We start from the raw sequence: 25,906 nt of genomic DNA, 5'->3' as shown, positions 1-25,906 counted from the left end.
GCGCTCATGGTGATTTGCCATTGGACGCACGCGCCGCCCGGGCTAGCATCGTGCTCCCCGTCTGTCCCGGATGCCGCCATGCTTCGCGCCCATCGTTTGTTCGCCGCCGTGCTCGTCGCGACGGTCTCGCTGGCAGGCACGGACGCAGCGCGGGCACAGGACGCCACGGCGTTCGCGGCGCTGGAGCGCGCGCAGCCCCAGCTCGTGCAGTGGCGGCGCGACCTCCACCAGCATCCCGAACTCGGCGAACAGGAAACGCGCACCGCCAAGCGGGTCGCCGATCACCTGCGCTCGCTGGGCCTCACGGTGCGCACCGGCGTCGGCAAGACCGGCGTGGTCGCGGTGCTGAAAGGCACAAAACTCGGCCCGCGCATCGCCCTGCGCGCCGACATGGACGCGCTGCCGGTGACCGAACAGACGGGCCTGCCTTTCGCGTCGAAGGTGAAAGCCGAATATCGTGGCCAGCCGGTCGGCGTGATGCACGCCTGCGGCCACGATGCGCACGTCGCAATCCTGATGGGCGTGGCGCAGGCGCTCGTCGCCGCGAAGGACGAACTCGCCGGCGAAGTGATGTTCGTGTTCCAGCCGGCGGAAGAGGGCCCGCCGGTCGCGGGCGCGGTGTTCGGCGCGGCGCTGATGCTGCAGGACGGCGTGTTCAAGGACTTCACCCCCGATGCCGTGTTCGGCCTGCACGTCTGGGCCGGCCTGCCGGTCGGCAGCGTGGGCTATCGCAGCGGGCCGCTGATGGCGGCGGCGGACGAGTGGTCGCTGGTGGTGAAGGGCAAGCAGACGCATGGCTCGCGGCCGTGGGATGGCGTGGACCCGATCACCCTGGGCGCGCAGATCCTGCTGGGCACGCAGAGCATGATCGCGCGGCAGGTGAACATCGCCACCAGCCCGGTGGTGCTGACCGCGGGCCAGTTCCAGGCCGGCGTGCGCTTCAACATCATTCCGGACGAAGCGACCCTGGTCGGCACGCTGCGCACCTTCGACCCGACCGTGCGCGAGGACGTGATCGCGCGTTTCCGCCGCATCGCCGACGACTACGCGCACGCCAGTGGCGGCAGCGCCGAACTGAAGGTCGCCAACAACGCGCCTGCCACCATCAACCAGCCTGCGCTCACCCAGCGCGTACGGCCGTCGCTGGAAAAGGCGGTGGGCGCGGCGAACGTGGTCGAGATGCCGTTGGTGACCGTGGCCGAAGACTTCTCGCAGTTCGCCAACACGGTGCCCGGTTTCTACTTCTTCGTCGGCTCGACGTCGAAGGGGATCAATCCGGCCACCGCACCGATCAATCATTCGCCGCAGTTCCTGCTCGACGAACAGGCGCTGCAGACCGGCAGCCAGGCGATGCTGCAGGTGGCGCTGGATTACCTGCGCTCGCCTTGATGTCCCCCTCTCCCCGCCTGCGGGGAGAGGGTGCCGAAGGCGGGTGAGGGGCGACGAAGCCGCCGAGTGCGACATGCGCAGGCTGCAACCGAAGTATCGCGCTCGCCCCTCATCCGCCCTCCGGGCACCTTCTCCCCGCCGCGCGGGGAGAAGGGTTAGAACCCCGCCCACACCCGCAACGGATGCTGCGGATCCGCCAGAAGGCGGATCGCCAGCGCGATCGACACGGTGACCAGCAGCGGCTTGATGATCCGCGCACCCTGCTTCATCGCGAAGCGCGAGCCCAGCTGCGCGCCAAGGAACTGGCCTGCGCCCATCAGCAGGCCGATCTTCCACAGCACCGCGCCGTGCAGCAGGAACACGCCGAACGCGCCGAGGTTGGAGCCGAAGTTGAGGAACTTGGTGTGTGCAGTGGCCTTGAGGATGCCGAAGCCGGCCAGCGCGACGAAGCCCAGCATCAGGAACGAGCCGGTGCCCGGGCCGAACACGCCGTCGTAGAAGCCGATCGCCGGGACGAAGGTCAGCGCGAACACCTGCGGGCGCATGCGCTGGTGCCGGTCCACGTGACCGATGTCGGGCTTCATGCCGAAGTACACCGCGATGCCGACCAGCAGGAACGGCAGCGCCCACTTCAGCCAGTCCACCGGAATGATCGTGGCCAGCAATGCGCCACCGACAGCGCCGAGCCCCGCGGTCAGCACCATCGGCAGCTGGCCCTTGAGGTCGACGTGTCCATGGCGCGCGTAGGCCCAGCTCGCCGAGCCCGAGCCGAACAGCGACTGCAGCTTGTTCGTGCCCAGCACCTGCAGCGGCGGGATGCCGGCCAGCAGCATCGCGGGAATGGTGATCATGCCGCCGCCACCGGCGATGGCATCGATGAAACCTGCCAGCATCGCGGCGAGGAACAGCAGCAGGAGCACCTGCAGGGCGAGATCGGGCATGGTGGTTCCGGCGGGGAGCGGAGGCGTCGCCAGCCGTGATCGGCCACACGGAACGCCTGCGCATTCTAAGGTGGCATGCGCACCGTCGCGACGCAGGCGTTAGCATCGGGGCTTGCCTCCAGGAGCCGACCCGATGCGCCACGCACGTCCTCTCGCCGTTTCCCTGCTCGCCCTCGCCTGCGCCCTGCCCGCCGCCGCGCAGGATGCCGCGCCCACGCAACGGCCGGAAGTCGCCGCCGCAGGCAAGGCCGTGCAGCAGCAGGTGATCGACTGGCGCCGGCACTTCCACCAGTATCCGGAGCTGTCCAACCGCGAGGAGCAGACGTCGAAGCGCGTGGCCGAGGAACTGCGCAAGCTCGGCCTGCAGCCGCGCACCGGCATCGCGCGCCACGGCGTCACCGCGGTGATCAAGGGCGGCAAGCCAGGCCCACGCATCGCGCTGCGCGCCGACATGGACGCGCTGCCGGTCACCGAGCGCAACCGCCTGCCGTTCGCATCGAAGGCGACGTCGACCTATCGCGGCGAGACCGTCGGCGTGATGCATGCCTGCGGCCACGACGCGCATACCGGCATCCTGCTGGGCGTGGCGAAGGCGCTGGTCGGCATGAAGGACACGCTGCCGGGCGAAGTGCTGCTGGTGTTCCAGCCCGCCGAGGAAGGCGCGCCGGCCGGCGAGGAAGGGGGCGCGGAGCTGATGTTGAAGGAAGGCGTGTTCAAGGACTTCAAGCCCGAGGCGGTGTTCGGCCTGCACGTGTTCTCGTCGATTCCGGCCGGCCAGATCGGCGTGCGCCAGGGCCCGCTGATGGCGGCGTCCGACAGCTTCACCCTGAAGGTCATCGGCCGGCAGACGCACGGCTCGCGGCCGTGGGGCGGCGTGGACCCGATCGTCGCGATGGCCGACGTCATCGGCACCACCCAGACCATCGTCAGCCGCCGCACCGACATCTCCAGGCTGCCCGCGGTGGTCAGCTTCGGCGCGATCAAGGGCGGCATCCGCTACAACATCATCCCCGACGACGTCGAAGTGGTCGGCACCATCCGCACCTTCGACGAAGGCATGCGGCAGAAGATCTTCGCCGACCTGAAGAACGTCGCCACCCACGTCAGCGCCGCGCACGGCGCGAAGGTGGAAGCCAGCGTGCCCGACAACGACGGCAATCCCGTCACCGTCAACAACCCCGAGCTCACCGCGCAGATGCTGCCCAGCCTGCAGGCCGTCGTGGGCACGGACAACGTCATCACCCCGGGCCTGCAGATGGGCGCGGAGGATTTCTCGTTCTATGCGCGCGAAGTGCCGTCGATGTTCTTCTTCGTCGGCAGCACGGCCAAGGGCATCGATCCGGTCACCGCACCGAGCAACCACTCGCCGGAGTTCATGCTGGACGAATCCTCGCTCGACATCGGCCTGCGCGCCCTGCTGCAGGTGACGCTGGATTACCTGGAGAAGCCGAAGGGTTGAGGTTCAATGGCATCCCCCTCTCCCCGCCTGCGGGGAGAGGGTGCCGAAGGCGGGTGAGGGGCGAACGGAGACCTGTTGCTCCACCGCACGCGAAACCATCAAAGCAGTGACCACGCGTGTAATGGGCGCGCGACATGGCCAGCGTCACCGCTTCGTTCGCCCCTCATCCGGCCTCCGGCCACCTTCTCCCCGCCACGCGGGGAGAAGGGTTCAACATCACCGATGCTCGCCATCCACGTACAGCCATCGCCCGCCGATGCGGGCAAAGCGGCTGCGCTCTTGCAGGCGCACCGCACTGCCGCCGCCGACGCGGTAGCGGGCGACGAACTCGACTTCGGCCGTGTCCGGCCCAGTGATGCGGTGCGATTTCACCGCGAGCCCCAGCCACGTCGTCCTCGGTGCACCGGGGGCGTCCAGGCCGATTTCGTCTGGCCGCGTGTCGGGATGCCAGGTCGTACGCAGGTAGTCCGCGTTGCCGGCGACGAAGGCGCTGTAGCGCGAGCGCATCAGCGCTTCGGCATCAGGCGCGGGCTCACCGCCGTGATAGCGGCCGCAGCAGGCCGCGTAGTCGCGGCTGGTGCCACAGGGGCAGGCATTCATGGCTTCGCTTCACTGTAGGAGCGACGTAAGTCGCGACCGGGCACCTTCAGGCTACAGGAAGGTTGATTCCTCGAGATGAGCAAGCACATGGACAGTGGCATCATGCGGTCGCGACTTACGTCGCTCCTACAACAGCCGCACGCACTCAACGCTTCCCGTGGCCCGTCTCGATGAAGCGCAGGAATTCCGCGCGGGTGCGCGCGTCCTCGCGGAAGGTGCCCAGCATCTTGCTGGTCACCATGCTGACCCCGCGCTTGTGCACGCCACGGGTGGTCATGCATTCGTGCGCGCCGTCGACGACGACGGCCACGCCGCGCGGCTGCAGCACGTCCTGGATGCACTGCGCGATCTGCGCGGTCATCTTCTCCTGCACCTGGAAGCGGCGCGCGTACACGTCCACCACGCGCGCCAGCTTGCTGATGCCGACCACCTTGCCGGCCGGCAGGTAGCCCACGTGGGCACGGCCGATGATCGGCGCCATGTGGTGTTCGCAATGACTTTCGAATTCGATGTCGCGCAGCACTATCATCTCGTCGTAGCCGGCGACTTCCTCGAAGGTGCGCGCCAGGTACTCGCGCGGATCCATCTGGTAACCGCTGAACCAGTCGCGGTAGGCCTTGGCCACGCGCTTGGGCGTATCGAGCAGGCCTTCGCGCGTGGGATCTTCGCCCGCCCACTCCAGCAACACGCGTACCGCATCCTCGGCCTGCGCCTGGGTGACCTTGCCGGGATTGTCGTCGGACGGGTTCATCGCATGGATTCCTGCGGGGGGCGGGGAGGATAACGCATTTGTCTGGCGGGTCCCTTACGGTGCGCAGGGGCGCGCGGATGCGGCCGCGGTCGGCCGGCACTCGCCAAGCCGCGCGTGCAGGCGCACGCTATGCCCCGGTCCACCACCGTGACGGGCGATCCCGTCGAAGTCCGTTCCCGGAGTTCTCCATGCTGCGTACGCTGTTGCTTTCCTCCGCCATCGCCGTCGCCCTGTCCGCCTGCGGCGACCGCCCCGCTTCCGAAACCGCCATGCCCGCCACCGCCACCACGCCCGCCCAGGGCGAAAACCCCCTGTTCACCGCCAGCACGCTGCCGTTCCAGGCGCCGCCGTTCGACAGGATCAAGGACGCCGATTACCAGCCCGCCATCGAGGAAGGCATGCGCCAGCACCTGGCCGAGGTGCGCAAGATCGCGGACAACGCCGAGCCGGTCACCTTCGCGAATACCTTCGAGGCGCTGGAGCGCAGCGGCACGCTGCTGACGCGCGCGACCAGCGTGTTCTTCGCGATGACCGGCGCCAACACCAATCCCGCGCTGCAGGCCGCCGAGGAAGCGCTCGCGCCGAAGCTGGCCGAACACAGCGACAGCATCCACTTGGATCCGGCGCTGTTCGCCCGCGTGAAGGCGATCTACGACCAGCGCGACGCGCTCGGCCTGACGCCGGAACAGAAGACCGTCGTCGAACACACCTACGACGGCTTCGTGCGCGCCGGTGCGCAACTGTCGGACGCCGACAAGGCCGAGCTGCGCAAGCTCAACAGCGAGGAATCCTCGCTGACCACTGCCTTCGGCAACAAGCTGCTGGCGGCCGGCAACGCCGGCGGTGTGTTCGTCACCGACAAGGCGAAGCTGGACGGCATGGACGAAGGCGCCATCGCCGCCGCCGCCGAGGCCGCGAAGGCCGCAGGCAAGGACGGCCAGTGGCTGCTGAGCCTGCAGAACACCACCCAGCAGCCGGCGCTGGGCTCGCTGAAGGACCGTGCGCTGCGCGAGCAGCTGATGGCCGCGTCGCTGGGCCGCGCCGAGAAGGGCGACGGCAACGACACCCGCGCCACCATCCAGCGCCTGGCCGAGCTGCGCGCGCGCAAGGCGCAGTTGCTCGGCTTCCCGAACTATGCCGCCTACAGCATCGCCGACCAGATGGCCGGCACGCCCGAGGTCGCCCTGAAGCTGCTCACCGACACCGTGCCCGCCGCGACCGCGCGGGCGCGTGCCGAGCTCGCCAAGATCCAGGGCGTGGTGGATGCGCAGAAGGGCGGCTTCACCGCCGGCGCGGCCGACTGGGACTTCTACGCCGAGCAGGTGCGAAAGGCCGAGTTCGACCTGGACGAGTCGCAGATCAAGCCGTACTTCGAACTGGACCGCGTGCTGAAGGACGGCGTGTTCTTCGCCGCCAACCAGCTGTACGGCATCACCGCGAAGGAGCGCAAGGACATCCCGGTCTACCATCCCGATGTGCGCGTGTTCGACATCATGGATGCCGACGGCAAGCAGCTGGCGCTGTTCTACCTGGATCCGTTCAAGCGCGAGAGCAAGCAGGGCGGCGCGTGGATGGGCAACTTCGTCGAGCAGAACGGCCTGACCGGCGACATCCCGGTGGTCTACAACGTGGAGAACTTCACCAAGCCCGCCGCCGGCCAGCCCGCGCTGTTGAGCTTCGACGACGTCACCACGCTGTTCCACGAATTCGGCCACGCACTGCACGGCTTCTTCTCGAAGACGCAGTACCCCAGCGTGGCCGGCACCAACGTGCCGCGCGACTTCGTCGAGTTCCCGTCGCAGTTCAATGAGCACTGGGCGCTGGACCCGAAGGTGTTCGCCCACTACGCCAAGCACTACCAGAGCGGCGAGGCGATGCCGCAGGCGCTGGTCGACAAGATCGTCAAGGCACGCACCTTCAACCAGGGCTACGCGACCACCGAGTACCTGTCGGCGGCCCTGCTCGACCTCGCGTGGCACACGCTGCCTGCCGGCGGCGGCCAGCAGGACGTGGATGCGTTCGAGAAGCAGGCACTGGCCAGGTACAAGGTCGACCTGGCGGCGGTGCCACCGCGCTACCGCACCAGCTACTTCAGCCACATCTGGGGTGGCGGCTACGCGGCCGGCTACTACGCCTACTTCGGTGCGGAAGTGCTGGACCACGACGCCTTCCAGTGGTTCCGCGAACACGGTGGCCTGACCCGCGAGAACGGGCAGGTCTTCCGCGACAAGGTGTTGTCGATCGGCCACTCGCGCGACCTGGCTGAGGCCTATCGCGCATTCCGCGGCAAGGATCCGAGCGTCGAACCGTTGCTGGAGCATCGCGGCCTGAAGTGACCGGCGTTGCATGGCCGGAAGAAAGCAAGGCCCGCGCATGCGGGCCTTCTTTTTTCCGGCGGCAGGCCACGGGGCCGCTGCATCATTCGGCCGTGGTCGGCGCGCCCATGTTGCCTTTGCTGTACATGCCCGAGCGATCGAAGCAGCAGGCACGGCGCTTGCCCGACGCGAGCATGTCGCAAGCGGTGGCGATGCGTTTCACGCGCGTCTCGGCCTTCTTGCCTGACGTCATCCAGTGGATCCAGTCGCGGCGCGCGAGCGGAGTGAGGCTGCTCCATACCGCGTCCGCTTCCGGCGCGGCGGTGAGCGCCTTGCGGATATCGGGGGGCACGGGCGGTTCCGGCTCGTCCTTCACGGGCGCGATCGCCAGTTCGACCTTGTCGCCTGCCGCGACGCCGGCCGCCTCGCGCAAGGCGGTCTCCACCTTCAACCAGTGGCTGCCCTCGCCATCGGGTTCCAGCGTGGCCGTGAACGGTTTGCCCGCGAACGTGCCGTCCACTGTCGTCATGCTGCGCGTGGGCAACTTGGCACTGGCCGCCTTCGGCAATACGAGGAAGGTCCACGTCGCGCCTTCCGGTTCGGCGGGGCGCTGCAGCGTGGCGTTGAAGCGGATGCGGCCGGTCGACGAGGTCATGGCGGCATGGTAATGCGGTAGGGACACCCCGTCGTGAAGACGCACCGCCCCGGTCTCATTCTGGGAACATCTTCGCCACCGACTGCGTCGTCAGCACGCAGGCACCGAGTGTGCGCGACATCAGATCGACCGCGTTGCGCAGCCGCGCCGGACTGATCGCGGCCACCGCATCCCTGGGCACTCACAACGCGAACTCACGCATGTTGGCGTCCTGCGCCGTGACCAACACGCAGGCATCGGCGGCGACTCCTGTTAGCACGAGCCGACGTACACCCAGCTTCGCCAGCAGGATCGGCAATGGCGTCGCCAGGAAGCCGGAGTGTTTGGGCTTCAGCACGTGGTAGTCCTGGGGACGCGGCGCGAGCCGCTGCACGATGGCGGCCGAGGTACCGCCTCGCTCACGGCAGGCGGTCACCAGTGTCGCCGACATGGCCCTGCCAATGGGCGAAGTTGTCGTTCACGTAGATCGTCGGCGCGCCTGCCGCGTCGAAGCGTTCCCGCAACGCCACGATCCTCGGCGTGATGCGGACTGCGGCCGCGCCGAGGCGCGTCCCGCCCTCGAAATCGAACAGGTTGATCATGTCCAGCACGATGAGCGCCGTTCCGTTCACGACACCGTGCCATCAATGGGTCGTTTCATGATGTGAACGTGCTGCATGCGTCACCGTCACCTGATGTTTGCGTGGCCTGGCCTACAAGAGACACTCCTTCTTCCCGTGGAGTCTAGCCATGGCACGTTCCCGCAACGTCAACACCGAACAGGTCCACGAACTTTTGCTGCAGGCGCTGGAGACCGAGCGCGGCGGCATCGAGATCTATACCGCCGCGATCAAGGCGGCGGTGAACAAGGACCTGAAGAAGGAATGGGGTGAATACCTGGAGGAAACGCGGACGCACGAACAGGTGCTGACCCGAGTGTTCGAACAGCTGGGCATGGACACCGAAGAGGCCTCCCCGGGCCGCGCGGTCGTTGCGCACCAGGGCGCCTCGCTGGTCAAGGCCATCGAGATGGCGATGAAGAACGACAAGCCCGAGGCCGCCGAGCTCGTGGCTGCGGAATGCGTGGTACTGGCTGAAACCAAGGATCACCAGAACTGGGAGCTGATCGGCAAGGTCGTCGAACAGGGTGGTGAGCTGGCCAAGGTGCTCGAGCCGGCGTACAAGGCCGTGGAAAGCGACGAGGACCATCACCTCTACCACACGATGGGCTGGTGCCGGGAGCTGTGGATCCAGTCGCTCGGCATGCCGGCCGTCCTGCCCCCGCCCGAAGAGGTCAAGCAGGTCGAGACCGCCATCGGCGCGTCGCGTGCGGAGCAGGCGCGTGAGCAGATGCTCGGCCGCAAGCACTGACGGCGCGGGCATGACGCACGTCGCCCGCTCCGGTCCGCGTCGCGTTGCCGACCTGGTTCCCGTCGATCCCGCCCTGCTGACGTTCGGGATCGACGTGTTCCAGGCCGTGATGACCGGCGCCATGCCCGTCACCGACTACGACGGCGACGACCTGCCCTGCATCGGCATGAATGCGATCAGCCGACAGGTGGGCGGACATGGACTGACGCCGCAGGAAGAGGCATCGCTGGTGTTGCGCGTGGTTGCGTTCGGCGAGTTGCTGGGACACGCCGAGCGCGATACCCGCATCGCCGGCCATGTGGCGCCGGCATCGACCGGCGGATACCAGATCACCACCGCGTTCCTGCAGGCGGCCGCAGCGGCCGACATCGTGCAGTGCGCGGACGGTGGCTTCGCCTACGATCTGGAAAGCATCGCCGCGCGTCTGGTTCACTGAGGTTTTTCGTCGCCCGGTTCCCGGCGGCGGATAAAGGTGATCTCGCCCGACGACTCCAGCACCGCAAGCGCGATGTCCGACAGCGTGGCATAGCCTGCAGACCGCCGCGCGATGGCGAAGTCGCGCTCGCTCAGCGACTGGCGCGCGAGTTCGTCGCGAAACAGGTGGCCATGCCGCACGAGGATGACCGGCTTGCCTTCGACCCACTCGTCGAAACGGCGCGAGCGCGAGGAGAGTTTTCCGACGCCCCAGTTCAGCCCCAACAGGGTCGCGGCCAGGATCAATCCTCCCAGCAGCGACGTGTCCTCGCCGATCAACGAGTTCTGCACCGCCGTGCCGAGCAGCACCACGACCAGCAGGTCGAAGGGCGTGAACTGTCCCACCGTCCGCTTGCCGCTCAACCGCACCATCACCAGCACCACCACGTAAACCGCTGTCGCCCGCAGGACGAACTCCCACCAGGGCATGCCCAGGTCGAACAGGCTGCGCATCAGGCTGTCCATCTTCGTCACCTCTTCTTGTCGTTTCAGGGTTTGCCGGCTGAGCGCTCTTCACCGTCGGCGGTGTAGGCAGGGGGCGAATAGAAGTTCACCGTCTTCAGGGGAGTGCGGCCCGTGGCGCGGATCTCGTGCCGCTCGCCACGTTCGATCAGCAGGAGGCTGCCGGGCCGCAACGGTCGCCGCGCGCCTTCGACGATCGCCACGCCCTCGCCCGCTGCCACGAACAACCATTGGTCCGCGCCACGATGACGGTTATCCGGCCCACCCTCACTGCCGCCCGGCTTGATCACCATCTGCGCGGCCTGCACGCCATTCGCCTCGAAGATCGGCAGGAAGCCGATGCCCATGCGGAGATGTCGGGATTTCATGGCGCCGTGGTCTGCAGCCGATAGGGCGTGCAGCATCGACCGCCCGGTGTGCAGGAGCCGTCAATGCCTGGGAACCGGCGAGTGGCGTGCTGTCGCCCGCGGCAAGAAGCCGCTGGCACGTGACGTACTGTCCGCTCTGATCGCTTCTGCAGTCCCGGGTGCGCTGCGCTTACCCGGGCTATACCCTACAGTCCGGCGCCCAGCTCCCACTGCGTCAGATACAACCGAAGATCGAACTCCAGCTGGTGGTAGTCCGGCTCCATGTGCGTGCACAGCTGGTAGAAGGCCTTGTTGTGTTCGGCTTCCTTGAAATGCGCGAGTTCGTGCACGGCGATCATCTTCAGGAACTCGGCGGGCGCTTCGCGGAACACGGTGGCGATGCGGATTTCGCGGCTGGCCTTCAGCCGGCTTCCCTGTACGCGTGAGATCGTGGTGTGGGTGCCCAGTGCATGCTTCATCACCTGCAGCGTGCTGTCGTACACCACCTTGCCCAGCGGCACCGAGCGGCGCAGGTACTGTTCCTTCAGCGCCTGCACGTAGGCGTACAGCTGGCCGTCGCTGCGGATGGCATGGGCATGGGGATACTTCTTCGCCAGCATCGGGGCCAGCCCGTCCTGCGTGATCAGCGCGCGCACGCGCGCCTGCAGGTCCTGCGGGTAGCCGGCGAGGTACTTCAGCGTGTCCATCGGACGGGGGCGGGCATGGCGTGGCAAGCGGGAACGGCGAGTATGATGCCGCGAAAACACCACGAAGCACCGACGACATGGCGAAGGGAAATCCGCTGCAGGAACAACTGCTGAAGGCCGGGCTGGTCAAGAAGTCCAAGTTGGCCGAGGTCGCGCGCGAGCAGAACAAGGCGCGGCACGCCAAGGGACCGGCCGCGCCCAACGAGATCCAGCGCGAGGCCGAACGCGCCCGTGTCGGGAAGGCCGAACGCGACCGCGCGCTCGAAGCCGAACGCAAGGCGCAGGCGCGGACCGCTGAACTGCGCGCGCAGGCACGGCAGATCATCACCGACCGCAAGGTCCCCCGCAGTGGCGAGATCGAGTACCGGTTCACCGCAGACGGTGCCATCCGCACCGTGCTGGTCAACGATGATCTGAAGAAGAAGCTGTCGGCCGGCGTGCTGGTGATCGTGCGTATCGACGACCGCTACGAACTGCTGCCACGCGTGGCCGCCGACAAGGTGCGGGAGCGCGATGCCGCCATGATCGTGCTCGACCACGGCCACGGGACCGAGGCCGGGTCGGCGACTTCGGAGGATGATGACTACTACGCGCAGTTCAAGGTCCCCGACGACCTGGTGTGGTGACGCCGGTGCTCGACGGCGGGCTTGACGGCCCGTGTAGGGTGGAATGAGACCCCCTGCGGAGACCGCCATGCAGCAGCACGAACTCGATGCCCTCTTCGACCAGCAGGCCGCCGGCTACGATGCGCGCTGGGTGCGTATGGCGCCGATCCGCGACAGCCTGCTGTTCCTGATGGAAACGGTGTTCGCGGACCTGCCGGAGGATGCGCGCGTGCTGTGCGTGGGGGCCGGCACCGGTGCCGAGATCGCCCACTTCGCGCGGCGCTTCCCGCGCTGGACGTTCGTCGCCCTGGACCCGTCGACACAGATGATCGCCGCCTGCCGCGCACGCGCCGAGCGCGAAGGCTTCGCCGACCGCTGCACCTTCCATGCCGGCGTGGTCGACACCTTGCCGGACGACGCGGCATTCGATGGCGCGACCTGCCTGCTGGTTTCGCAATTCCTGCTGGATCCTGACGCGCGCACTGCCTTCTTCGGCGCGATCGCGCGCCGCCTGCACGCGGGCGGCACGCTGGCCTGGGCCGACCTTGCGTGGGACACCGAGGCCGCCGATTACCCCGCGATGCTGCGGCTGTGGATGGCGACCATGTCCGGGGCTGGCCTGGACGATGGCGCGCTCGAGCAGATCCGGGCCAACTACGCGCGCGATGTCGCCATCCTGCCGCCCGACCGCGTCGCCGCGTTGGCGGAGGCCGGCGGTTTCCCGTCGCCCCTGCGCTTCCACCAGGCCGGCATGATCCACGGCTGGTGCGCCCGCACGCCGCGCTAGGATTGTTCGCCGCCCAGGCAGCCGTCCCCACGGAGATCCCATGCGCCTGACCTGCCTGCCGCTCGCGTTGTCGCTTCTGGTGTCGCCCGCCGTCGCGCGGGACGCCTCGACCGCCGTGGCGCCTGCGGTGGAAGACACCGGCACGCTGGCCGATGCGCCCTACCGCATCGACATTCCGGCCGACTGGAATGGCGAACTGATCGTGCTGGCGCATGGCTTCGAGCCGGTCGGCGTGCCACGTGCATCGCCGTGGACGAGGGTTCAAACGTAGCGCGGGATCGCGCGCTGCGACGATCGGTCACGCCACGCGCGGCGCCCGCATGCCGACAATGCAGGCCTTCGCCGCCAGTGCCTTCCTCGATGATTCCGTCGCTGTACCTTGCCGGTCCCGACATCTTCCGTCCCGATGCCGTGGCGCGGGGTGAAGAATTGAAAAGGCTGTGCGCACGCTACGGGTTCGAAGGCCTGTTCCCGCTGGATGCGCAGGTGGCCGGACAGGCGACCGGTGACCCGCTCGACACCGCACGCTGGATCTACCGCGCCGACGTGGGCCTGCTCGACGCTGCCGACGCCGTGCTGGCCAACCTCGACTTCTTCCGTGGGGCGGAGCCGGACAGCGGCACCTGTTTCGAAGTCGGCTACGCCATCGCACGCGGCAAGCCCGTCTATGGCTACGTGCCCGAAGGCGGCAGCCTGGCGGAGCGCATCCGCCGGCGTTGCCCGCAGCATCTGGGCGCCGGCGCCGGCACCGATGCCAGCGGGTGGGAGCTGGAGGAATTCGGCTTGCCCCTCAATCTGATGCTGTCCGTGCCGTGCGTGATGGTGGTGGGCGATGCGGAGACCGCGCTGCAGCGCGCGCGTGCCGACCTGGACGCGCGTCGACCGACGGACTGACTTCAGCGGCTGCCGTACAACCGTTCCGCCCGCTGGAACAGCACCCAGCTCGTCGCGATGTACTTGTCGCCGTGCAGCGGGCGGTTGCCGCGGTGGGTATGGGTGAAGGCCGTCGGTGCGATCAGCAGGCTTCCCGTGCGCGGCGCGATCTTGCGCTGCTGGTGGAAGAACTCGGTTTCGCCTTCGCTGAAATCGTCGTTGAGGTACAGCGTCCACAACACATGGCGGTGCAATGTCTCTGCATCGGCCGCCTTGGGGAACAGCTCGCAGTGCCAGTACGGATAGCCGCCTTCGCCGGCCGCGTACCGCTGCAGGTTGATGCGGCCGGGCACGAACACCTTCATCACCAGCTTCATCAGGGCGGCATCGTCCATGGCCGCGATGTCGTCGTAGCGCAGGCGGCGCAGGTGCCCCTCGGCATCAGGTTGCTGCAGCATCAGCGGCGCGATCAGGCTGAACGGGTATGTGCGCAGGTACTGCTGCAGGCCGGTCAGCACCGCCAGGTTCAGGCGCTGCTCCACGTCGCGCCAATCGGCCACGCCGGTGATGCTGATGTCGCGGCTGTGCTTCAGCTCGGGATGGAGGCCGCCGCCGACGCGGCCGGGCTGGTCCTGCCCGCTGGCATCGAAGCGCGCGACGATGGCCCGGCAGGTGTCCGCATCCAGGGCGTCGGGGTAGACCTCGATGAAGTCGGCGGGCGGAGGATTCGGCGTCATCGCCGGATTCTAGCCGCGCCGCCGGTCAGGCGGCCGCCGTGTCGTGGGCCAGGTGGTAGCCGACGGCGGCCTCGACTTCCTTCTTCGAACCGAGGAACACCGGCACGCGCTGGTGCAGCTGGGTCGGGCGCAGCGACAGGATGTCCTCGCGGCCGGTGCTGGCGGCGCCACCGGCCTGTTCGACCAGCAGGCCCATCGGGTTCGCCTCGTACATCAGGCGCAGCTTGCCGGCCTTGCCCGGATCCTTGCGGTCCCACGGGTAGATGAAGATGCCGCCGCGGGTCAGGATGCGGTGCACGTCGGCCACCATGCTGGCGATCCAGCGCATGTTGAAGTCCTTGCCGCGCGGGCCGTCCCTGCCGGCGAGCAGGTCGTCGACATAGCCCTGCATCGGCGCTTCCCAGTGGCGCTGGTTCGACATGTTGATGGCGAACTCCTTCGTCTCCTCGGGAATCCGCATGTCGCGCTGGGTCAGCACGAAGGCGCCCTGCTCGCGGTCCAGCGTGAATGCGTGCGTGCCGTTGCCGGTGGTGAGCACCAGCATCGTGCTCGGGCCGTAGATGCAGTAGCCGGCGGCGACCTGGTCGCGGCCGGGCTGCAGGAAGTGTTCGTCGCCCGGCGTCGTCACGCCGTCCGGCGAGCGCAGCACCGAGAAGATGGTGCCGACGGAGACGTTGACGTCGATGTTCGAGCTGCCGTCCAAGGGGTCGAACAGCAGCAGGAAGCCACCGCGCGGATAGGCGTCCGGGATCGGCTGGCTGTGATCCATTTCCTCCGATGCGCACGCCGCCAGGTGGCCGCCCCAGGCGTTGGCTTCCAGCAGGATGTCGTTGCTCAGCACGTCCAGCTTCTTCTGCGCCTCGCCCTGCACGTTGCCGGTACCGGCGTCGCCCAGCACGCCGCCCAGCGCGCCCTTGCTGACCGCGATGGAGATGCTGGTGCAGGCGCGGGCCACCACCGCGATCAGCTGGCGCAGGTCGGCGCTGATGCGGCCGGCGCGCTGTTCTTCGATCAGGTAGCGGCTCAGCGAGACGGCGGACGGAGCGGGCATGATGGGATCCACGGCGAAGGTGCGCGCATTGTCCGGGTTGACGAGACCAATGCAAGACCATTCGTTATGCTCGCGGGCCTGAACGAGGGAGGATGGGATGGACGAGGCGACCCCGCAGACCTGGCTGGCGCTGTCCTCGGCCCTGGGGCTGGGCCTGCTGATCGGGCTGGTGCGCGAGCGCAGCCCCGGTCGCGCGCACGGCATCGCCGGCCTGCGCACGCATGCGCTGGTGGCGCTCGGCGCCGCGGTTGCGGCTTGGCTGGGGCAGCCCGTCCTGCTGGTCGCCCTGGGGGTGACCGGCGTACTGGCCGCCATGGGCTACCGCGCCACGCGCCAGCACGATCCCGGCCTGACCAGCGAGGTGACGCTGGTGCTGACGTTCCTGCTCGGCGCCATGGCGATGCACACGCCGGCGCTGGCGACCGCGCTCGCGGTCGTCGTCGCGGTGCTGCTGTACGCCAAGCAGCCGCTGCACGAACTCACGCGTGAGACCTTCAGCGAGCGGGAAGTCTTCGACGGCCTGCTGCTCCTGGCGTCCGCGCTGGTCATCCTGCCGATCCTGCCCGACCGTCCCATCGGCCCGTTCGACGCGATCAACCTGGCGACGATCTGGAAGCTGGTGGTGCTGGTGATGGCGGTCAGCGCACTGGGCCATGTGGTGCTGCGCGTGGTCGGCAACCGCTGGGGGGTGGCCGCTGCCGGTTTCTTCGCCGGCTATGTGTCGTCGACAGCGGCGACCATCGGGTTCGGGCAACGCGCAAAGGAAACGCCGGCGCTGCTGCGTTCGGCGGTCGCGGCAGCGCTGCTGTCCAACCTCGCGTCGCTGACCCTCTGCGTGCCGATCCTGTGGGCCGTATCGCCGCCGCTGGTGCGCGACCTGCTGCCGGAACTCGGTGCGATCGGCGCCGTGCTGCTGGCGGGCGGCCTGCTCGGCCTGCATCGTGGCGAAGACGATGCGGTGACGCCGCCGACCTCCGACAGCCGCATGTTCCGTTTTGGCCAGGCGCTGGGTTTCGCACTGCTGGTGGCGGTGCTGACCTTCGTCGCGGCAGCGCTGGCAGCGTGGATCGGTCCACGCGGCGCCATGGCCGCCGCCGCGATGTCGGCATTGGCAGAGTTGCACGCCGCGGTGGCGACGCTGGCCAACCAGTTTTCGCGCGGTGGACTGGAAGCCGCGGAAGCCCGGTGGTGGATGCTGGCATTGCTGGCCGCCAGCCTGACCGCGAAGTCCGTCATTGCCTGGGTCAGCGGTGGGACGGCCTATGGGTTGCGCGTGTCTGCGGGCCTGATGGCCGCACTCGCTGCGGGCGCGGCGATGGTGGCACTGTTCTGAAGCTCGGCTTTTCTGTAGGAGCGACGTAAGTCGCGACCGGGATATTGGTACACCTTTGTCGGTGACAACAGCCTGGGCAGATCGAGTGTGCCGATTTCCGGGATGCGCTGACGCCGTCCGGTCGCGACTCACGTCGCTCCTACAAGGAATCGAACATCCCTCAGATAATCCGCAACGTGATCGCCTTCAGCACGGCGCGGGTACGGTCGCGCGTGCCGAGCTTGTCGAGGATGGTGGACACGTAGTTCTTCACCGTGCCTTCGGCCAGGAACAGCGTGCGGGCGATTTCCTTGTTCGAGTAACCACCGGCCAGCAGGCGCAGGATCGCGACTTCGCGTTCGCTGAAGGTATCGGTGGGCGGTGCCTCATCGCGGAAGCGGAAGCGCGCACGCACCGGATCCGTGCTGACCGGCTGCAGCAGTGTTTCGCCACTGGCGACACGCTGGATGGCGTCGTGCAGGTCTTCCGGCGCGGCGTCCTTCAGCAGGAAGCCCTGTGCGCCCGCGTCGGTGGCGCGCAGCAGCAGGTCGCTGTCGTCGAACGTGGTCAGCAGCAGCACCGGCGTCCGGTCGCCGCGTTCGCGCAGCTTGATCAACGCATCGATGCCATCCACGCCCGGCATGCGGATGTCGCTCAGCACCACGTCGACCGGCTGCACTTCCAGCTTGGCGAGCAGATCGGCGCCGTCGTCCGCTTCGAACACCACCTCCACCTGCTGCGCCTTCAACAGGGCACGCAGGCCGGCGCGTACCAGCGCCTGGTCATCGGCCAGGGCGACCCGCACGCTCATGCGGGCAGCCTCACGTCCACGCGCAAGCCACCGGTGGCGCTGCTTCCGAGGCGCAGCTCGCCACCCATCGCCGCCACGCGCTCGCGGATGCCCGACAGGCCGTTGCCTTCGCATAGCCGGCCTTTCAACCGACCGTTGTCTTCGATATGCAGGTGCATGCCCGCGTCCTCGTTCTTCAGTGCAACCGTCAGCGTGTCCGCGTTCGCATGGCGCGCGGCGTTGGTCAGGCACTCCTGCACGATACGCAGCAACGACTCGGCCACCGCCGGGTCGGCGATCTGCACGCCCTCGGCGATCTGAAGGTCCAGTGCCGGTCGCGGCAGCGGCGCCGCCAGCGCCCGGATCGCGGTCTGCAGGTCCAGCCCCCGCGAATCGCGCATCGCCTGCACCACGCTGCGGATGTCGTCCAGCAGTTCGGTGGAGAGTTGCTGCGCGATGCGCACTTCCTCGCGTCCCGCCAATGCCGGATCGCTGGCCAGCGCACGCAGGTTGATCTTCATCGCGGTGAGCTTGTGCCCGGCGACGTCGTGCAGTTCGCGCGCCACTCGCAGTCGCTCGGCATCGCGCGCGCTGTCGGCCAGCAGGGCGCGCGTGGCCAGCAGGTCCGCGTTGACGCGCGCCAGCGCGTCACGGGAATCCTCCGCACGGCGCGCGTAGTGCACGCACAGGCCCGCGAGCGCCTGGAAGCCCATGTTAATCAGCGTCATCGTGGCCGGTGCGCCGAAGTCGTGGTGCACCAGCAGCGTGTAGAAGGCCGTGTTCAACACCACCGCGGCGCCGATCACCCAGCGCGGCGACAGCACGTTGACCGCGCACGCCACCCACACCACCAGCAGCACCTGCGCGGTGCCGACCCGGGGTGTGAGCCAGGCCAGCAGCAGCGCAAGACCGGCCATCGCCACCAGCGCGATCCGGCGCGACCGCTTCCAGGTGTCCGGTGCCACCGCGAACAGAAGAAAACCCGCCGCATACGCACCCAGCGCCGCAGCGGCGGCCGGCAGGATGTCCGGCGGCAGGAAGCGCAGGCCCAGGGACACGGCGCCGATCGTGAAGACGCCGGCGAGCGTCATGGGTTCGCGAAGTCGGGTCAGGGACGTCCACATGCGCCCATGCTGTCGCGTGGGCGCGGCCGAGGCAATGGTCCGGGCGAAAGTGGTGACTTCCGGCAGGTCAGAACGCGTCGCCGGGAACGCGCACCGTGCCTTCCATCAGCACGCGCGCACTGCGGCTCATCACCGCCTTCGTCACCACCCAGGTGCCGTCCACCTGTTTGACGTCCGCACCGACGCGCAGCGTGCCGGACGGATGGCCGAACACCAGCACGTCGCGCGTGCCGCCGCCTGCCGCCGCATTCACCAGCGTGCCCGGCACGGCCGCCGCCGTGGCGATGGCGACCGAGGCCGTACCCATCATCGCGTGGTGCAGCTTGCCCATCGAGATGGCGCGGGCGAGCAGGCCGACATCAGTGGCGCTGACCGGCTTGCCGCTGGATGAGACGTAATCCTTCGGCGGCGCGACGAACGCCACCTTCGGCGTCAGCGGTCGCTTTGCCGCGGCCGCGACATCGGACACCAGCCCCATGCGCACCGCACCGTGTGCGCGGATCGCTTCGAGCTTCGCCAGCGCGTCTTTGTCCTCGTTGATCGCGCCCTGCAGCTCGGTGCCGTCGTAGCCGAGCGCCGCCGCCTCGACGAACACCACCGGCACGCCCGCATTGATCATCGTCGCCTTGAACACGCCCACGCCGGGCACGTCGAGGTCGTCCACCAAACGGCCGGTGGGAAACATCGCGCCACCGCCGTCGCCATCGCCATCGTCGGCGGGATCGATGAATTCCAGTTGCACTTCCGCCGCGGGGAACGTCACGCCATCCAGTTCGAAGTCGCCGGTTTCCTGCACCTCGCCATGGCTCACCTGCACGTGCGCCACGATGGTCTTCTGGATGTTGGCCTGCCAGATGCGCACCGTGCACAGACCATCGCGTGGGACGCGCGCGGGATCGATCATCCCGTTCGCGATCGCGAACGGTCCGACCGCCGACGACAGGTTGCCGCAGTTGCCGCTCCAGTCGATGAAGCCCTCGTTGATCGGCACCTGGCCGTACAGGTAATCCACGTCATGCCCGGGCTGCGCGCTGGGCGAAATGATCACCACCTTGCTCGTGCTCGACGTCGCCCCGCCCATGCCGTCGGTGTGCTTGCCGTACGGATCGGGCGAACCGATCACGCGGCACAGCAATGCATCGCGCGCCGGCCCCGCTACCTGCGCCCGCTCGGGCAGGTCCTGCAGGCGGAAGAACACGCCTTTCGACGTGCCGCCGCGCATGTAGGTGGCGGGGATGCGGATCTGGGGGGTGCTAGGCATGTTTCGACTCGTCTAGGTCTGCGTTTCTCCCCTCTCCCCTTGCGGGAGAGGGGTCGGGGGAGAGGGCGCTCTTGCATGCAGCGCCCGCCATATGGATTCCAGCACAGCATCGGTCTGCAGGAGTATCTCGTCGTTCCAGAACCGCAGCACGACAAAACCTTGTTCGGTCAGCCAGGCATCACGGCCTGGGTCTGTCGATGATTCGACATGCTGGCTGCCATCCGCTTCAACGATCACCCGCGCACCGAAGTGTACGAAGTCGACGATATAAGGTCCGATCGGCTGTTGGCGGCGGAACTTTTGGCCGTCGAGCCGATGTGCCCGCAGATGCTTCCAGAGCCGGTGCTCGGCATCCGTCATGTTGCGGCGAAGCTGCTTCGCGAACTGCCTTGATTCCATGCGCTCCCCTCTCCCCAACCCCTCTCCCGCGAGGGGAGAGGGGCTTGCAACATCCATGTGCAGAGAGAGGAGCATATACATCGTCACGCGCCGTCGGGAATCTCCGGCTCCACCAGCTTCGCCAACATCTCCAGCGATTCCTGCCAGCCCTGGTAGCAGAAGTCGACCGGGATCGCGGCGGGAATGCCTTCCTGCACGACGTTGAGCTCGGTGCCGACGATGTTCTTCTTCAGGGTTACCGTGACCTGCATCTGGCCCGGCAGGCCGGGATTGTCGAACTGGTCGGTGTAGCGCAGCAATTCGCCCTCCACCAGCTCCAGGTAGGTGCCGCCGAAGGAATGGCTGGAGCCGGTGCCGAAGTTGGTGAACGACATCGTGTAGCCGCCGCCCACGCGGGCGTCCATCGAATGGACCTTGCCGGTGAAGCCATGCGGCGGCAGCCACTTCACCATCGCATCCGGATCGAGGAAGGCACGGTAGACGCGCGACGGCGGCGCGCGCAGCACGCGGTGCAGGCGGACGGTACCGGGGGTGGCGTTGTCGGACATGATCGGACTCCTGTGCGGTGGGTGTACCGATTCGACGAACGGGTCAGGCCGCTTTCGACGCGTCCAGGAAATCCTGGGCGAACCGTTGCAGTACCCCACCCGCTTCGTAGATCGAGACCTCTTCGTCCGAATCCAGCCGGCAGGTCACCGGCACCTGCACGGTCTCGCCGTTCGCGCGGTGGATCACCAGCGTCAGGTCGGCGCGCGGCTTGCGCACGCCCACCACGTCGAAAGTCTCGGTGCCGTCGATGCCCCAGGTCTTGCGCGTCTCGCCGGCCTTGAACTCCAGCGGCAGCACGCCCATGCCGATCAGGTTGGTGCGGTGGATGCGCTCGAAGCCCTCGGCCACGATTGCTTCCACGCCGGCCAGCCGCACGCCTTTCGCCGCCCAGTCGCGCGAGCTGCCCTGTCCGTAGTCGGCGCCGGCGATGATCACCAGCGGCTGCTTGCGGTCCATATAGGTCTCGATGGCTTCCCACATGCGCACCACCTGCCCGTCCGGTTCGATGCGCGCCAGCGAGCCCTTCTTCACTTCGCCATTGACCACCGCCATCTCGTTGACCAGCTGCGGGTTGGCGAAGGTCGCGCGCTGCGCGGTGAGGTGGTCGCCGCGGTGCGTGGCGTAGGAATTGAAGTCTTCTTCCGGCAGGCCCATCTTCGCCAGGTACTCGCCCGCCGCACTCGAGGCGAGGATCGCGTTCGACGGCGACAGGTGGTCGGTGGTGATGTTGTCGCCCAGCACCGCCAGCGGGCGCATGCCGTGCAGCGTGCGTTCGCCGGCCAGCGCGCCTTCCCAGTACGGCGGACGGCGGATGTAGGTGCTCTGCGGGCGCCAGGCGTACAGCGGATCCACGCGACCGCCGTGCTCGACGCGCACGTTGAACATCGGCTCGTAGACCTTGCGGAACTGCGCCGGCTTCACGCTGGCCTTCACCACGGCATCGATTTCCGCGTCGCTGGGCCAGATGTCCTTCAGGGTGATCGCGTTGCCGTCGGCGTCCGTGCCCAGCGCGTCCTTCTCGATGTCGAAGCGCACCGTGCCGGCGATCGCATAGGCGATCACGAGCGGCGGTGAGGCCAGGAAGGCCTGCTTCGCGTAGGGATGGATGCGTCCGTCGAAGTTGCGATTGCCCGACAGCACGGCGGTGGCGTACAGGTCGCGGTCGATGATCTCCTGCTGGATCGCCGGGTCGAGCGCGCCGCTCATGCCGTTGCAGGTCGTGCAGGCGAAGGCGACGATGCCGAAGCCGAGTTTCTCGAGATCCGGCAGCAGGCCGGATTCCTCCAGGTACAGCTGCACGGCCTTCGATCCGGGCGCGAGCGAGCTCTTCACCCACGGCTTTCGCACCAGGCCCTTCGCGTTGGCGTTGCGGGCGAGCAGCGCGGCCGCGATCACGTTGCGCGGATTGGAGGTGTTGGTGCACGAGGTGATCGCCGCGATGATCACCGCGCCGTCGGGCATCAGGCCCTGCGCTTCCTCCGCCCTGCCCGCCTGCAACTTGCCTTCGTCGGCGATGCCGCGCTCGGCCAGCGCGCTGGTCGGCAGGCGCTTGTGCGGATTCGACGGGCCGGCCATGTTGCGCACGACGGTGGACAGGTCGAACCGCAGCGTGCGCTCGTACTGCGCGGTCTGCAGGTCATCGGCCCACAGGCCGGCGGTCTTCGCATAGGTTTCGACCAACGCGACCTGCTCGTCGCTGCGGCCGGTCAGGCGCAGGTAGTCCAGCGTGTTGTCGTCGATGAAGAACATCGCCGCGGTGGCGCCGTACTCGGGCGCCATGTTGGAAATCGTCGCGCGGTCGCCGATGGTCAGCGCCGCCGCGCCCTCGCCCCGGAATTCGAGGTAGGCACCGACGACCTTTTCCTTTCGCAGGAATTCGGTCAGCGCCAGTACCACGTCGGTCGCGGTGATGCCGGGCGCGGGCCTGCCCTGCAGTTCGACGCCGACGATGTCCGGCGTGCGCATCCACGAGGCGCGGCCGAGCATGACGTTCTCCGCTTCCAGTCCGCCCACGCCGACGGCGATCACGCCCAAGGCATCGACATGCGGCGTGTGGCTGTCCGTGCCCACGCAGGTATCCGGGAAGGCGACGCCATCCTGGACGTACACGACCGGCGACATCTTCTCGAGATTGATCTGGTGCATGATCCCGTTGCCCGGCGGAATCACGTCGACGTTCTTGAACGCCAGCTTCGTCCAGTCGATGAAGTGGAAGCGGTCTTCGTTGCGGCGGTCCTCGATGGCGCGGTTCTTCGCGAACGCATCCGGGTCGTAGCCGCCGCACTCCACTGCCAACGAGTGATCGACGATCAACTGCACGGGCACCACCGGGTTCACCTGCGCCGGATCACCGCCCATGTCGGCGATCGCATCGCGCAGGCCGGCCAAGTCCACCAGCGCCGTCTGGCCGAGGATGTCGTGGCAGACCACGCGTACCGGAAACCACGGGAAATCCAGGTCGCGGCGGCGTTCGACCAGCTGCCGAAGGTAGTCGTCGCGGCGCGCGGGATCGGCGCGGCGCACGATGTTCTCCGCATGCACGCGCGCCGTGTACGGCAGCGTGGCCCAGGCGCCGGGTTGCAGGGCATCGACCGCGGCGCGCGCGTCGAAGTAGTCGAGCGCGGTGCCCGGGAGCGAGGTGCGGAAATCGGTATTCATGGCGTGCCGTCTGCTGTGAACGAGGCGCGCGGCGCGATGCACGCGCGCGAGCCGTCATTATGCGCGCCGACCTACCGCAGGCGCGGCAGACCCGTGGATGTCGCCGTGCTTTTCTTCGATCCGTTGACACTCATCGTCAACATGCCCACGGGAGGCGGCGTCCGCCGTCAGAGCGTAGCAGGCCGGACGCGGACCTCCCGCAGCACCGTCGCCCCCTCGCTGGCCGCGGCACTGCGTGCATCGGCCCCCGGCACCGCGCGGGCCGTGACGCCGCGGATGCCGAGCTTTTCAAGTGCGGCAGCGACGCTCTCGGCACGCGCCAGGGCCAACGCCGCGTCATTGCCTGCGAAGCCATCGACGCGGACGCGATCCACGCCCCAGCGCTGCAATGCCCACGCGATGGCTTCCACGCGTGAGCCGGCCTCGGCGTCCAGTTCGGACCGTTCATCGCCGAACGCGATCGGCGGCAGCGCCTGCAGCGCCGGGACGACCTCCACCTGAAGCGCGCCCGCCTCGTTGCCCGCCAGCGCCTGTTCAAGACGACGCGCCTGCACGATATCGAGGCCGCCGGCCGCGTTGAGCTGCCAGCGCGCCTGCTGGCCACCTTCGAGGACATCGAGCTTCCCGAAGTGCGCGATGGCCTGCTGATGCATGGCTTCGGTCGCGCGCGTACCGGCGCTCCTCTGGGCTGCGTCGCGCTCGGCGACGCCTTGCAGGCGCACTACGCTCTCCCGGAGCTGCGCCAACGATGCCTGCTCGCTTGCCAGCGCCTTCTCGTCGGCGGTCAGGAGCTCGCGCAAGGACACCTCGACGGGTTTGGCGAGCAGCGGCTCGAGCTTGCGTTCGAGTTCGCGGTCGAGCTGCGGCCGATGTCGGGGCAACAGCATCACGGCGTCGACGCGCAGCACGTCATCGTTGCGCTCCACACGCAACGTGGTGAGCTGGCCACCCTGGCTTCGTGCGGCTTCATCCATCACGTTGCGGATGGTTCGGTCCGCGAAGCCCCGCGCAGCGATATCCCGCAGCGCCAGGCCCAGGGGAATCGACAGCAGCACGAACGTGCCGACGATCATGCTGGCCTGCCAGGCGGTCTGCTTCGGGGAATCGTCGCCCCCGAACTGGTACCAGCGCGCCATGATCGTGACCGACAGGGCGATGGCCAGCAGGTTGGTCATGAACAGGAACAGGGCGCCGCCGGCGATGCTGGCGTTCAAGGTGGCGATGCCGAAGCCCACGACGGCCAGCGGGGGCATCAGCGCGGTCGCAATGGCGACACCGACGATGGTCTCGCCCTTGCGGGTGATGGTGGCGTAGGCACCGGCCAGGCCGGAAAACACGGCCACCAGCAGGTCGAACAGCGTGGGTTCGGTGCGCGCCAGGATTTCGGGCGTCGCCTCCTGCAGCGGCGAGACGAGCACGATCGCGGTCGCGGTCACCAGCGCCACCGCCGTGCCCACCGCCAAGGTCTTGAGCGACTCGCGCAGGCTGCGGAAGTCGAAGGTGGCCAACGACATGCCGAGTTCGACGATGGGCCCCATCAACGGCGAAATCAGCATCGCGCCGATGATCACCGCCACCGAGTTCTGCAGCAGGCCGAGCGTGGCGATGCCGCACGCCATGACGGTCATGAACGCGTAGCGCGGCCCCAGCTGCCCGTTCTCGTCGACATTGCGCAACACGGCGACGCGATCCACCTGCAGGTGTTCGCGGCGCCATTGGCGCAGCCAGCGCCACAAGGCTTCGGCAGAGGCCATCGTGAATCCCGTCGCAGGACCGGCGCGCATCATACCAACGCCGGCCGCGGGCCCGTCCGGCCCGGGCCCGCCCTGGCTCACGTCATTCGAAGACCAGCGCACCCTTCATCATGCTCCAATGTCCCGGAAACGAGCAGAAGAACGTGTACGCCCCACCCTTGCGCAGCCGCGCGGTGGGAAACACCACCTCGGCGCTCTGGCCGCCGCCGATCACGCGCGTGCGCGCGATCACCCGCGCATCGTTGCGCGGCAGGTAATCGTCGGCGAGTTTCATCCGGCCGCCGGCGAGGCCGACATCGCGATGATGGCGCGTTTCCGTCAGCACCCAGTTGTGCCCCATCGCCTGCGCGGGCATGCGCCCGACGTGCTTCAGCGTCACCCGCAGTTGCGCGCAGTCGCCCGGCACGCGGATGGTCTTCAGGTTGAAGGTCATCATGTCCGTCGCCTCCACCGTGATCGCGCAGTTGCGAGCGAACGCGGCGCTGGAGACGCACGACAGCGCGCAGAGGACGATCAGCGGGAACAGGCGTCGCAGCATGGGGCATCCGAACCGGAG

29 protein-coding genes are annotated in these 25,906 nt (G+C 68.1%); 10 read left to right on the top strand and 19 right to left on the bottom strand.

The genetic code is table 11. From position 1 onward, the window contains the following. Positions 1-78: 78 nt before the first annotated feature. Positions 79-1,389: an amidohydrolase gene (locus Q0907_RS11730; RefSeq protein WP_299344848.1), complete on the top strand. Its 1,311-nt coding sequence runs from the start codon at positions 79-81 to the stop codon at positions 1,387-1,389. A 155-nt stretch (positions 1,390-1,544) separates the two neighbouring features. Here the strand turns inward: Q0907_RS11730 and Q0907_RS11725 are convergent, their stop codons facing one another. Then, positions 1,545-2,330 (bottom strand): TSUP family transporter, encoded by a 786-nt coding sequence (locus tag Q0907_RS11725; RefSeq protein ID WP_299344845.1) that lies wholly within the window; start codon positions 2,328-2,330, stop codon positions 1,545-1,547. A 133-nt stretch (positions 2,331-2,463) separates the two neighbouring features. Between Q0907_RS11725 and Q0907_RS11720 the strand changes: the two genes are divergently transcribed. Further along, on the top strand, positions 2,464-3,789 hold the full coding sequence (locus tag Q0907_RS11720; RefSeq protein ID WP_299344843.1) for a M20 family metallopeptidase: 1,326 nt from the start codon (positions 2,464-2,466) through the stop codon (positions 3,787-3,789). A gap of 216 nt (positions 3,790-4,005) precedes the next feature. Here Q0907_RS11720 and Q0907_RS11715 read toward each other — a convergent pair whose 3' ends face one another. After that, on the bottom strand, positions 4,006-4,389 hold the full coding sequence (locus tag Q0907_RS11715; protein ID WP_299344840.1) for a YchJ family metal-binding protein: 384 nt from the start codon (positions 4,387-4,389) through the stop codon (positions 4,006-4,008). A gap of 145 nt (positions 4,390-4,534) precedes the next feature. Next, the gene (gene folE / locus Q0907_RS11710) at positions 4,535-5,140 is read right to left on the bottom strand and encodes a GTP cyclohydrolase I FolE (RefSeq protein ID WP_296278653.1); all 606 of its coding nucleotides are present in this window, start codon (positions 5,138-5,140) and stop codon (positions 4,535-4,537) included. Positions 5,141-5,328: 188 nt separating this feature from the next. Between folE and dcp the strand changes: the two genes are divergently transcribed. Further along, on the top strand, positions 5,329-7,476 hold the full coding sequence (gene dcp / locus Q0907_RS11705; protein ID WP_299344837.1) for a peptidyl-dipeptidase Dcp: 2,148 nt from the start codon (positions 5,329-5,331) through the stop codon (positions 7,474-7,476). 82 nt (positions 7,477-7,558) lie between these two features. Here the strand turns inward: dcp and Q0907_RS11700 are convergent, their stop codons facing one another. The 3 genes from Q0907_RS11700 to Q0907_RS11690 all read right to left on the bottom strand — a co-directional run bounded on the left by Q0907_RS11700 (position 7,559) and on the right by Q0907_RS11690 (position 8,691). Then, entirely contained in the window at positions 7,559-8,110 is a 552-nt protein-coding gene (locus Q0907_RS11700) for a YdeI/OmpD-associated family protein (RefSeq protein WP_299344835.1), read from the bottom strand. A gap of 181 nt (positions 8,111-8,291) precedes the next feature. Further along, on the bottom strand, positions 8,292-8,540 hold the full coding sequence (locus Q0907_RS11695) for an isochorismatase family protein (RefSeq protein ID WP_299344833.1): 249 nt from the start codon (positions 8,538-8,540) through the stop codon (positions 8,292-8,294). Beyond that, positions 8,509-8,691: a hypothetical protein gene (locus tag Q0907_RS11690; protein ID WP_299344830.1), complete on the bottom strand. Its 183-nt coding sequence runs from the start codon at positions 8,689-8,691 to the stop codon at positions 8,509-8,511. Before Q0907_RS11690 ends, Q0907_RS11695 begins: the two co-directional genes overlap by 32 nt. Before the next feature lie 148 nt (positions 8,692-8,839). On the opposite strand from Q0907_RS11690, the gene Q0907_RS11685 reads away from it, so the two are divergent. Both Q0907_RS11685 and Q0907_RS11680 read left to right on the top strand, forming a co-directional pair. After that, positions 8,840-9,460: a hypothetical protein gene (locus Q0907_RS11685; protein ID WP_299344827.1), complete on the top strand. Its 621-nt coding sequence runs from the start codon at positions 8,840-8,842 to the stop codon at positions 9,458-9,460. Positions 9,461-9,470: 10 nt separating this feature from the next. Further along, positions 9,471-9,896 carry a hypothetical protein gene (locus tag Q0907_RS11680; RefSeq protein ID WP_299344824.1) on the top strand — a complete coding sequence of 142 codons (426 nt, stop codon included), beginning with the start codon at positions 9,471-9,473 and terminating at the stop codon, positions 9,894-9,896. Here the strand turns inward: Q0907_RS11680 and Q0907_RS11675 are convergent. The 3 genes from Q0907_RS11675 to Q0907_RS11665 form a co-directional block, all read right to left on the bottom strand. After that, entirely contained in the window at positions 9,890-10,387 is a 498-nt protein-coding gene (locus Q0907_RS11675; RefSeq protein ID WP_299345239.1) for a YetF domain-containing protein, read from the bottom strand. The two genes, Q0907_RS11680 and Q0907_RS11675, sit on opposite strands and share 7 nt — an antisense overlap. 35 nt (positions 10,388-10,422) lie before the next feature. Further along, a complete protein-coding gene (locus tag Q0907_RS11670) occupies positions 10,423-10,764 on the bottom strand; it encodes a cupin domain-containing protein (protein ID WP_296278659.1) in 342 nt (113 codons plus the stop codon). 185 nt (positions 10,765-10,949) lie between these two features. Further along, positions 10,950-11,450, bottom strand: a complete 501-nt coding sequence (locus Q0907_RS11665) for a M48 family metallopeptidase (RefSeq protein ID WP_299344820.1) — start codon at positions 11,448-11,450, stop codon at positions 10,950-10,952. 77 nt (positions 11,451-11,527) lie between these two features. Between Q0907_RS11665 and Q0907_RS11660 the strand changes: the two genes are divergently transcribed. From Q0907_RS11660 to Q0907_RS11645, 4 genes are all read left to right on the top strand, one after another. Beyond that, positions 11,528-12,076, top strand: coding sequence for a DUF2058 domain-containing protein (locus Q0907_RS11660; protein WP_299344817.1), 549 nt, complete (start codon positions 11,528-11,530; stop codon positions 12,074-12,076). Positions 12,077-12,143: 67 nt separating this feature from the next. Continuing rightward, a complete protein-coding gene (locus tag Q0907_RS11655) occupies positions 12,144-12,842 on the top strand; it encodes a class I SAM-dependent methyltransferase (protein WP_299344814.1) in 699 nt (232 codons plus the stop codon). 40 nt (positions 12,843-12,882) lie between these two features. Beyond that, positions 12,883-13,113: a hypothetical protein gene (locus tag Q0907_RS11650; RefSeq protein ID WP_299344811.1), complete on the top strand. Its 231-nt coding sequence runs from the start codon at positions 12,883-12,885 to the stop codon at positions 13,111-13,113. 89 nt (positions 13,114-13,202) lie between these two features. After that, positions 13,203-13,736, top strand: coding sequence for a nucleoside 2-deoxyribosyltransferase (locus Q0907_RS11645; protein WP_299344808.1), 534 nt, complete (start codon positions 13,203-13,205; stop codon positions 13,734-13,736). A 2-nt stretch (positions 13,737-13,738) separates the two neighbouring features. On the opposite strand, the gene Q0907_RS11640 is transcribed toward Q0907_RS11645, so the two are convergent. Both Q0907_RS11640 and Q0907_RS11635 read right to left on the bottom strand, forming a co-directional pair. After that, positions 13,739-14,452: a 2OG-Fe(II) oxygenase gene (locus Q0907_RS11640; RefSeq protein ID WP_299344806.1), complete on the bottom strand. Its 714-nt coding sequence runs from the start codon at positions 14,450-14,452 to the stop codon at positions 13,739-13,741. Positions 14,453-14,477: 25 nt separating this feature from the next. Beyond that, entirely contained in the window at positions 14,478-15,503 is a 1,026-nt protein-coding gene (locus tag Q0907_RS11635; protein WP_299344803.1) for a class 1 fructose-bisphosphatase, read from the bottom strand. Between the two features lie 97 nt (positions 15,504-15,600). On the opposite strand from Q0907_RS11635, the gene Q0907_RS11630 reads away from it, so the two are divergent. Then, the gene (locus tag Q0907_RS11630) at positions 15,601-16,836 is read left to right on the top strand and encodes a DUF4010 domain-containing protein (protein ID WP_299344800.1); all 1,236 of its coding nucleotides are present in this window, start codon (positions 15,601-15,603) and stop codon (positions 16,834-16,836) included. A gap of 160 nt (positions 16,837-16,996) precedes the next feature. Here Q0907_RS11630 and Q0907_RS11625 read toward each other — a convergent pair whose 3' ends face one another. The 8 genes from Q0907_RS11625 to azu form a co-directional block, all read right to left on the bottom strand. Then, entirely contained in the window at positions 16,997-17,626 is a 630-nt protein-coding gene (locus tag Q0907_RS11625) for a response regulator transcription factor (RefSeq protein ID WP_299344798.1), read from the bottom strand. Then, positions 17,623-18,729 carry a sensor histidine kinase gene (locus tag Q0907_RS11620; RefSeq protein WP_299344795.1) on the bottom strand — a complete coding sequence of 369 codons (1,107 nt, stop codon included), beginning with the start codon at positions 18,727-18,729 and terminating at the stop codon, positions 17,623-17,625. Before Q0907_RS11620 ends, Q0907_RS11625 begins: the two co-directional genes overlap by 4 nt. A gap of 67 nt (positions 18,730-18,796) precedes the next feature. Next, complete coding sequence (gene prpF / locus Q0907_RS11615) at positions 18,797-19,990, bottom strand: 2-methylaconitate cis-trans isomerase PrpF (protein WP_299344792.1); 1,194 nt, start codon at positions 19,988-19,990, stop codon at positions 18,797-18,799. A 12-nt stretch (positions 19,991-20,002) separates the two neighbouring features. Continuing rightward, positions 20,003-20,407, bottom strand: a complete 405-nt coding sequence (locus tag Q0907_RS11610; protein WP_299345236.1) for an endonuclease domain-containing protein — start codon at positions 20,405-20,407, stop codon at positions 20,003-20,005. Between the two features lie 65 nt (positions 20,408-20,472). Further along, on the bottom strand, positions 20,473-20,937 hold the full coding sequence (locus Q0907_RS11605; protein WP_296278672.1) for an SRPBCC family protein: 465 nt from the start codon (positions 20,935-20,937) through the stop codon (positions 20,473-20,475). A gap of 43 nt (positions 20,938-20,980) precedes the next feature. Then, a complete protein-coding gene (gene acnD / locus Q0907_RS11600; RefSeq protein ID WP_299344789.1) occupies positions 20,981-23,596 on the bottom strand; it encodes a Fe/S-dependent 2-methylisocitrate dehydratase AcnD in 2,616 nt (871 codons plus the stop codon). Positions 23,597-23,763: 167 nt separating this feature from the next. Then, entirely contained in the window at positions 23,764-25,350 is a 1,587-nt protein-coding gene (locus Q0907_RS11595) for a TIGR00341 family protein (RefSeq protein ID WP_299344787.1), read from the bottom strand. Between the two features lie 82 nt (positions 25,351-25,432). Next, complete coding sequence (azu, locus tag Q0907_RS11590; protein ID WP_299344785.1) at positions 25,433-25,888, bottom strand: azurin; 456 nt, start codon at positions 25,886-25,888, stop codon at positions 25,433-25,435. Positions 25,889-25,906: the final 18 nt, after the last annotated feature.

Source organism: uncultured Pseudoxanthomonas sp. (assembly GCF_947498795.1).
GTDB lineage: Bacteria > Pseudomonadota > Gammaproteobacteria > Xanthomonadales > Xanthomonadaceae > Pseudoxanthomonas_A.
This window is presented reverse-complemented; position numbering and strand designations above follow the sequence as displayed.

Excerpts from the sequence above, each read along its gene's own strand:
- Q0907_RS11595 (WP_299344787.1), bottom strand. The coding sequence starts at position 25,350 with ATGGCCTCTGCCGAAGCCTTGTGGCGCTGGCTGCGCCAATGGCGCCGC.
- dcp (WP_299344837.1), top strand. The coding sequence starts at position 5,329 with ATGCTGCGTACGCTGTTGCTTTCCTCCGCCATCGCCGTCGCCCTGTCC.
- Q0907_RS11635 (WP_299344803.1), bottom strand. The coding sequence starts at position 15,503 with ATGCCCGCTCCGTCCGCCGTCTCGCTGAGCCGCTACCTGATCGAAGAA.
- Q0907_RS11670 (WP_296278659.1), bottom strand. The coding sequence starts at position 10,764 with ATGAAATCCCGACATCTCCGCATGGGCATCGGCTTCCTGCCGATCTTC.
- Q0907_RS11605 (WP_296278672.1), bottom strand. The coding sequence starts at position 20,937 with ATGTCCGACAACGCCACCCCCGGTACCGTCCGCCTGCACCGCGTGCTG.
- Q0907_RS11625 (WP_299344798.1), bottom strand. The coding sequence starts at position 17,626 with ATGAGCGTGCGGGTCGCCCTGGCCGATGACCAGGCGCTGGTACGCGCC.
- Q0907_RS11675 (WP_299345239.1), bottom strand. The coding sequence starts at position 10,387 with ATGCGCAGCCTGTTCGACCTGGGCATGCCCTGGTGGGAGTTCGTCCTG.
- Q0907_RS11680 (WP_299344824.1), top strand. The coding sequence starts at position 9,471 with ATGACGCACGTCGCCCGCTCCGGTCCGCGTCGCGTTGCCGACCTGGTT.
- Q0907_RS11655 (WP_299344814.1), top strand. The coding sequence starts at position 12,144 with ATGCAGCAGCACGAACTCGATGCCCTCTTCGACCAGCAGGCCGCCGGC.
- Q0907_RS11640 (WP_299344806.1), bottom strand. The coding sequence starts at position 14,452 with ATGACGCCGAATCCTCCGCCCGCCGACTTCATCGAGGTCTACCCCGAC.
- Q0907_RS11645 (WP_299344808.1), top strand. The coding sequence starts at position 13,203 with ATGATTCCGTCGCTGTACCTTGCCGGTCCCGACATCTTCCGTCCCGAT.
- Q0907_RS11730 (WP_299344848.1), top strand. The coding sequence starts at position 79 with ATGCTTCGCGCCCATCGTTTGTTCGCCGCCGTGCTCGTCGCGACGGTC.
- Q0907_RS11690 (WP_299344830.1), bottom strand. The coding sequence starts at position 8,691 with ATGATCAACCTGTTCGATTTCGAGGGCGGGACGCGCCTCGGCGCGGCC.
- Q0907_RS11715 (WP_299344840.1), bottom strand. The coding sequence starts at position 4,389 with ATGAATGCCTGCCCCTGTGGCACCAGCCGCGACTACGCGGCCTGCTGC.
- Q0907_RS11695 (WP_299344833.1), bottom strand. The coding sequence starts at position 8,540 with ATGTCGGCGACACTGGTGACCGCCTGCCGTGAGCGAGGCGGTACCTCG.
- folE (WP_296278653.1), bottom strand. The coding sequence starts at position 5,140 with ATGAACCCGTCCGACGACAATCCCGGCAAGGTCACCCAGGCGCAGGCC.
- acnD (WP_299344789.1), bottom strand. The coding sequence starts at position 23,596 with ATGAATACCGATTTCCGCACCTCGCTCCCGGGCACCGCGCTCGACTAC.
- Q0907_RS11620 (WP_299344795.1), bottom strand. The coding sequence starts at position 18,729 with ATGTGGACGTCCCTGACCCGACTTCGCGAACCCATGACGCTCGCCGGC.
- azu (WP_299344785.1), bottom strand. The coding sequence starts at position 25,888 with ATGCTGCGACGCCTGTTCCCGCTGATCGTCCTCTGCGCGCTGTCGTGC.
- Q0907_RS11665 (WP_299344820.1), bottom strand. The coding sequence starts at position 11,450 with ATGGACACGCTGAAGTACCTCGCCGGCTACCCGCAGGACCTGCAGGCG.
- Q0907_RS11660 (WP_299344817.1), top strand. The coding sequence starts at position 11,528 with ATGGCGAAGGGAAATCCGCTGCAGGAACAACTGCTGAAGGCCGGGCTG.
- Q0907_RS11685 (WP_299344827.1), top strand. The coding sequence starts at position 8,840 with ATGGCACGTTCCCGCAACGTCAACACCGAACAGGTCCACGAACTTTTG.
- Q0907_RS11650 (WP_299344811.1), top strand. The coding sequence starts at position 12,883 with ATGCGCCTGACCTGCCTGCCGCTCGCGTTGTCGCTTCTGGTGTCGCCC.
- Q0907_RS11700 (WP_299344835.1), bottom strand. The coding sequence starts at position 8,110 with ATGACCTCGTCGACCGGCCGCATCCGCTTCAACGCCACGCTGCAGCGC.
- Q0907_RS11725 (WP_299344845.1), bottom strand. The coding sequence starts at position 2,330 with ATGCCCGATCTCGCCCTGCAGGTGCTCCTGCTGCTGTTCCTCGCCGCG.
- Q0907_RS11720 (WP_299344843.1), top strand. The coding sequence starts at position 2,464 with ATGCGCCACGCACGTCCTCTCGCCGTTTCCCTGCTCGCCCTCGCCTGC.
- Q0907_RS11630 (WP_299344800.1), top strand. The coding sequence starts at position 15,601 with ATGGACGAGGCGACCCCGCAGACCTGGCTGGCGCTGTCCTCGGCCCTG.
- prpF (WP_299344792.1), bottom strand. The coding sequence starts at position 19,990 with ATGCCTAGCACCCCCCAGATCCGCATCCCCGCCACCTACATGCGCGGC.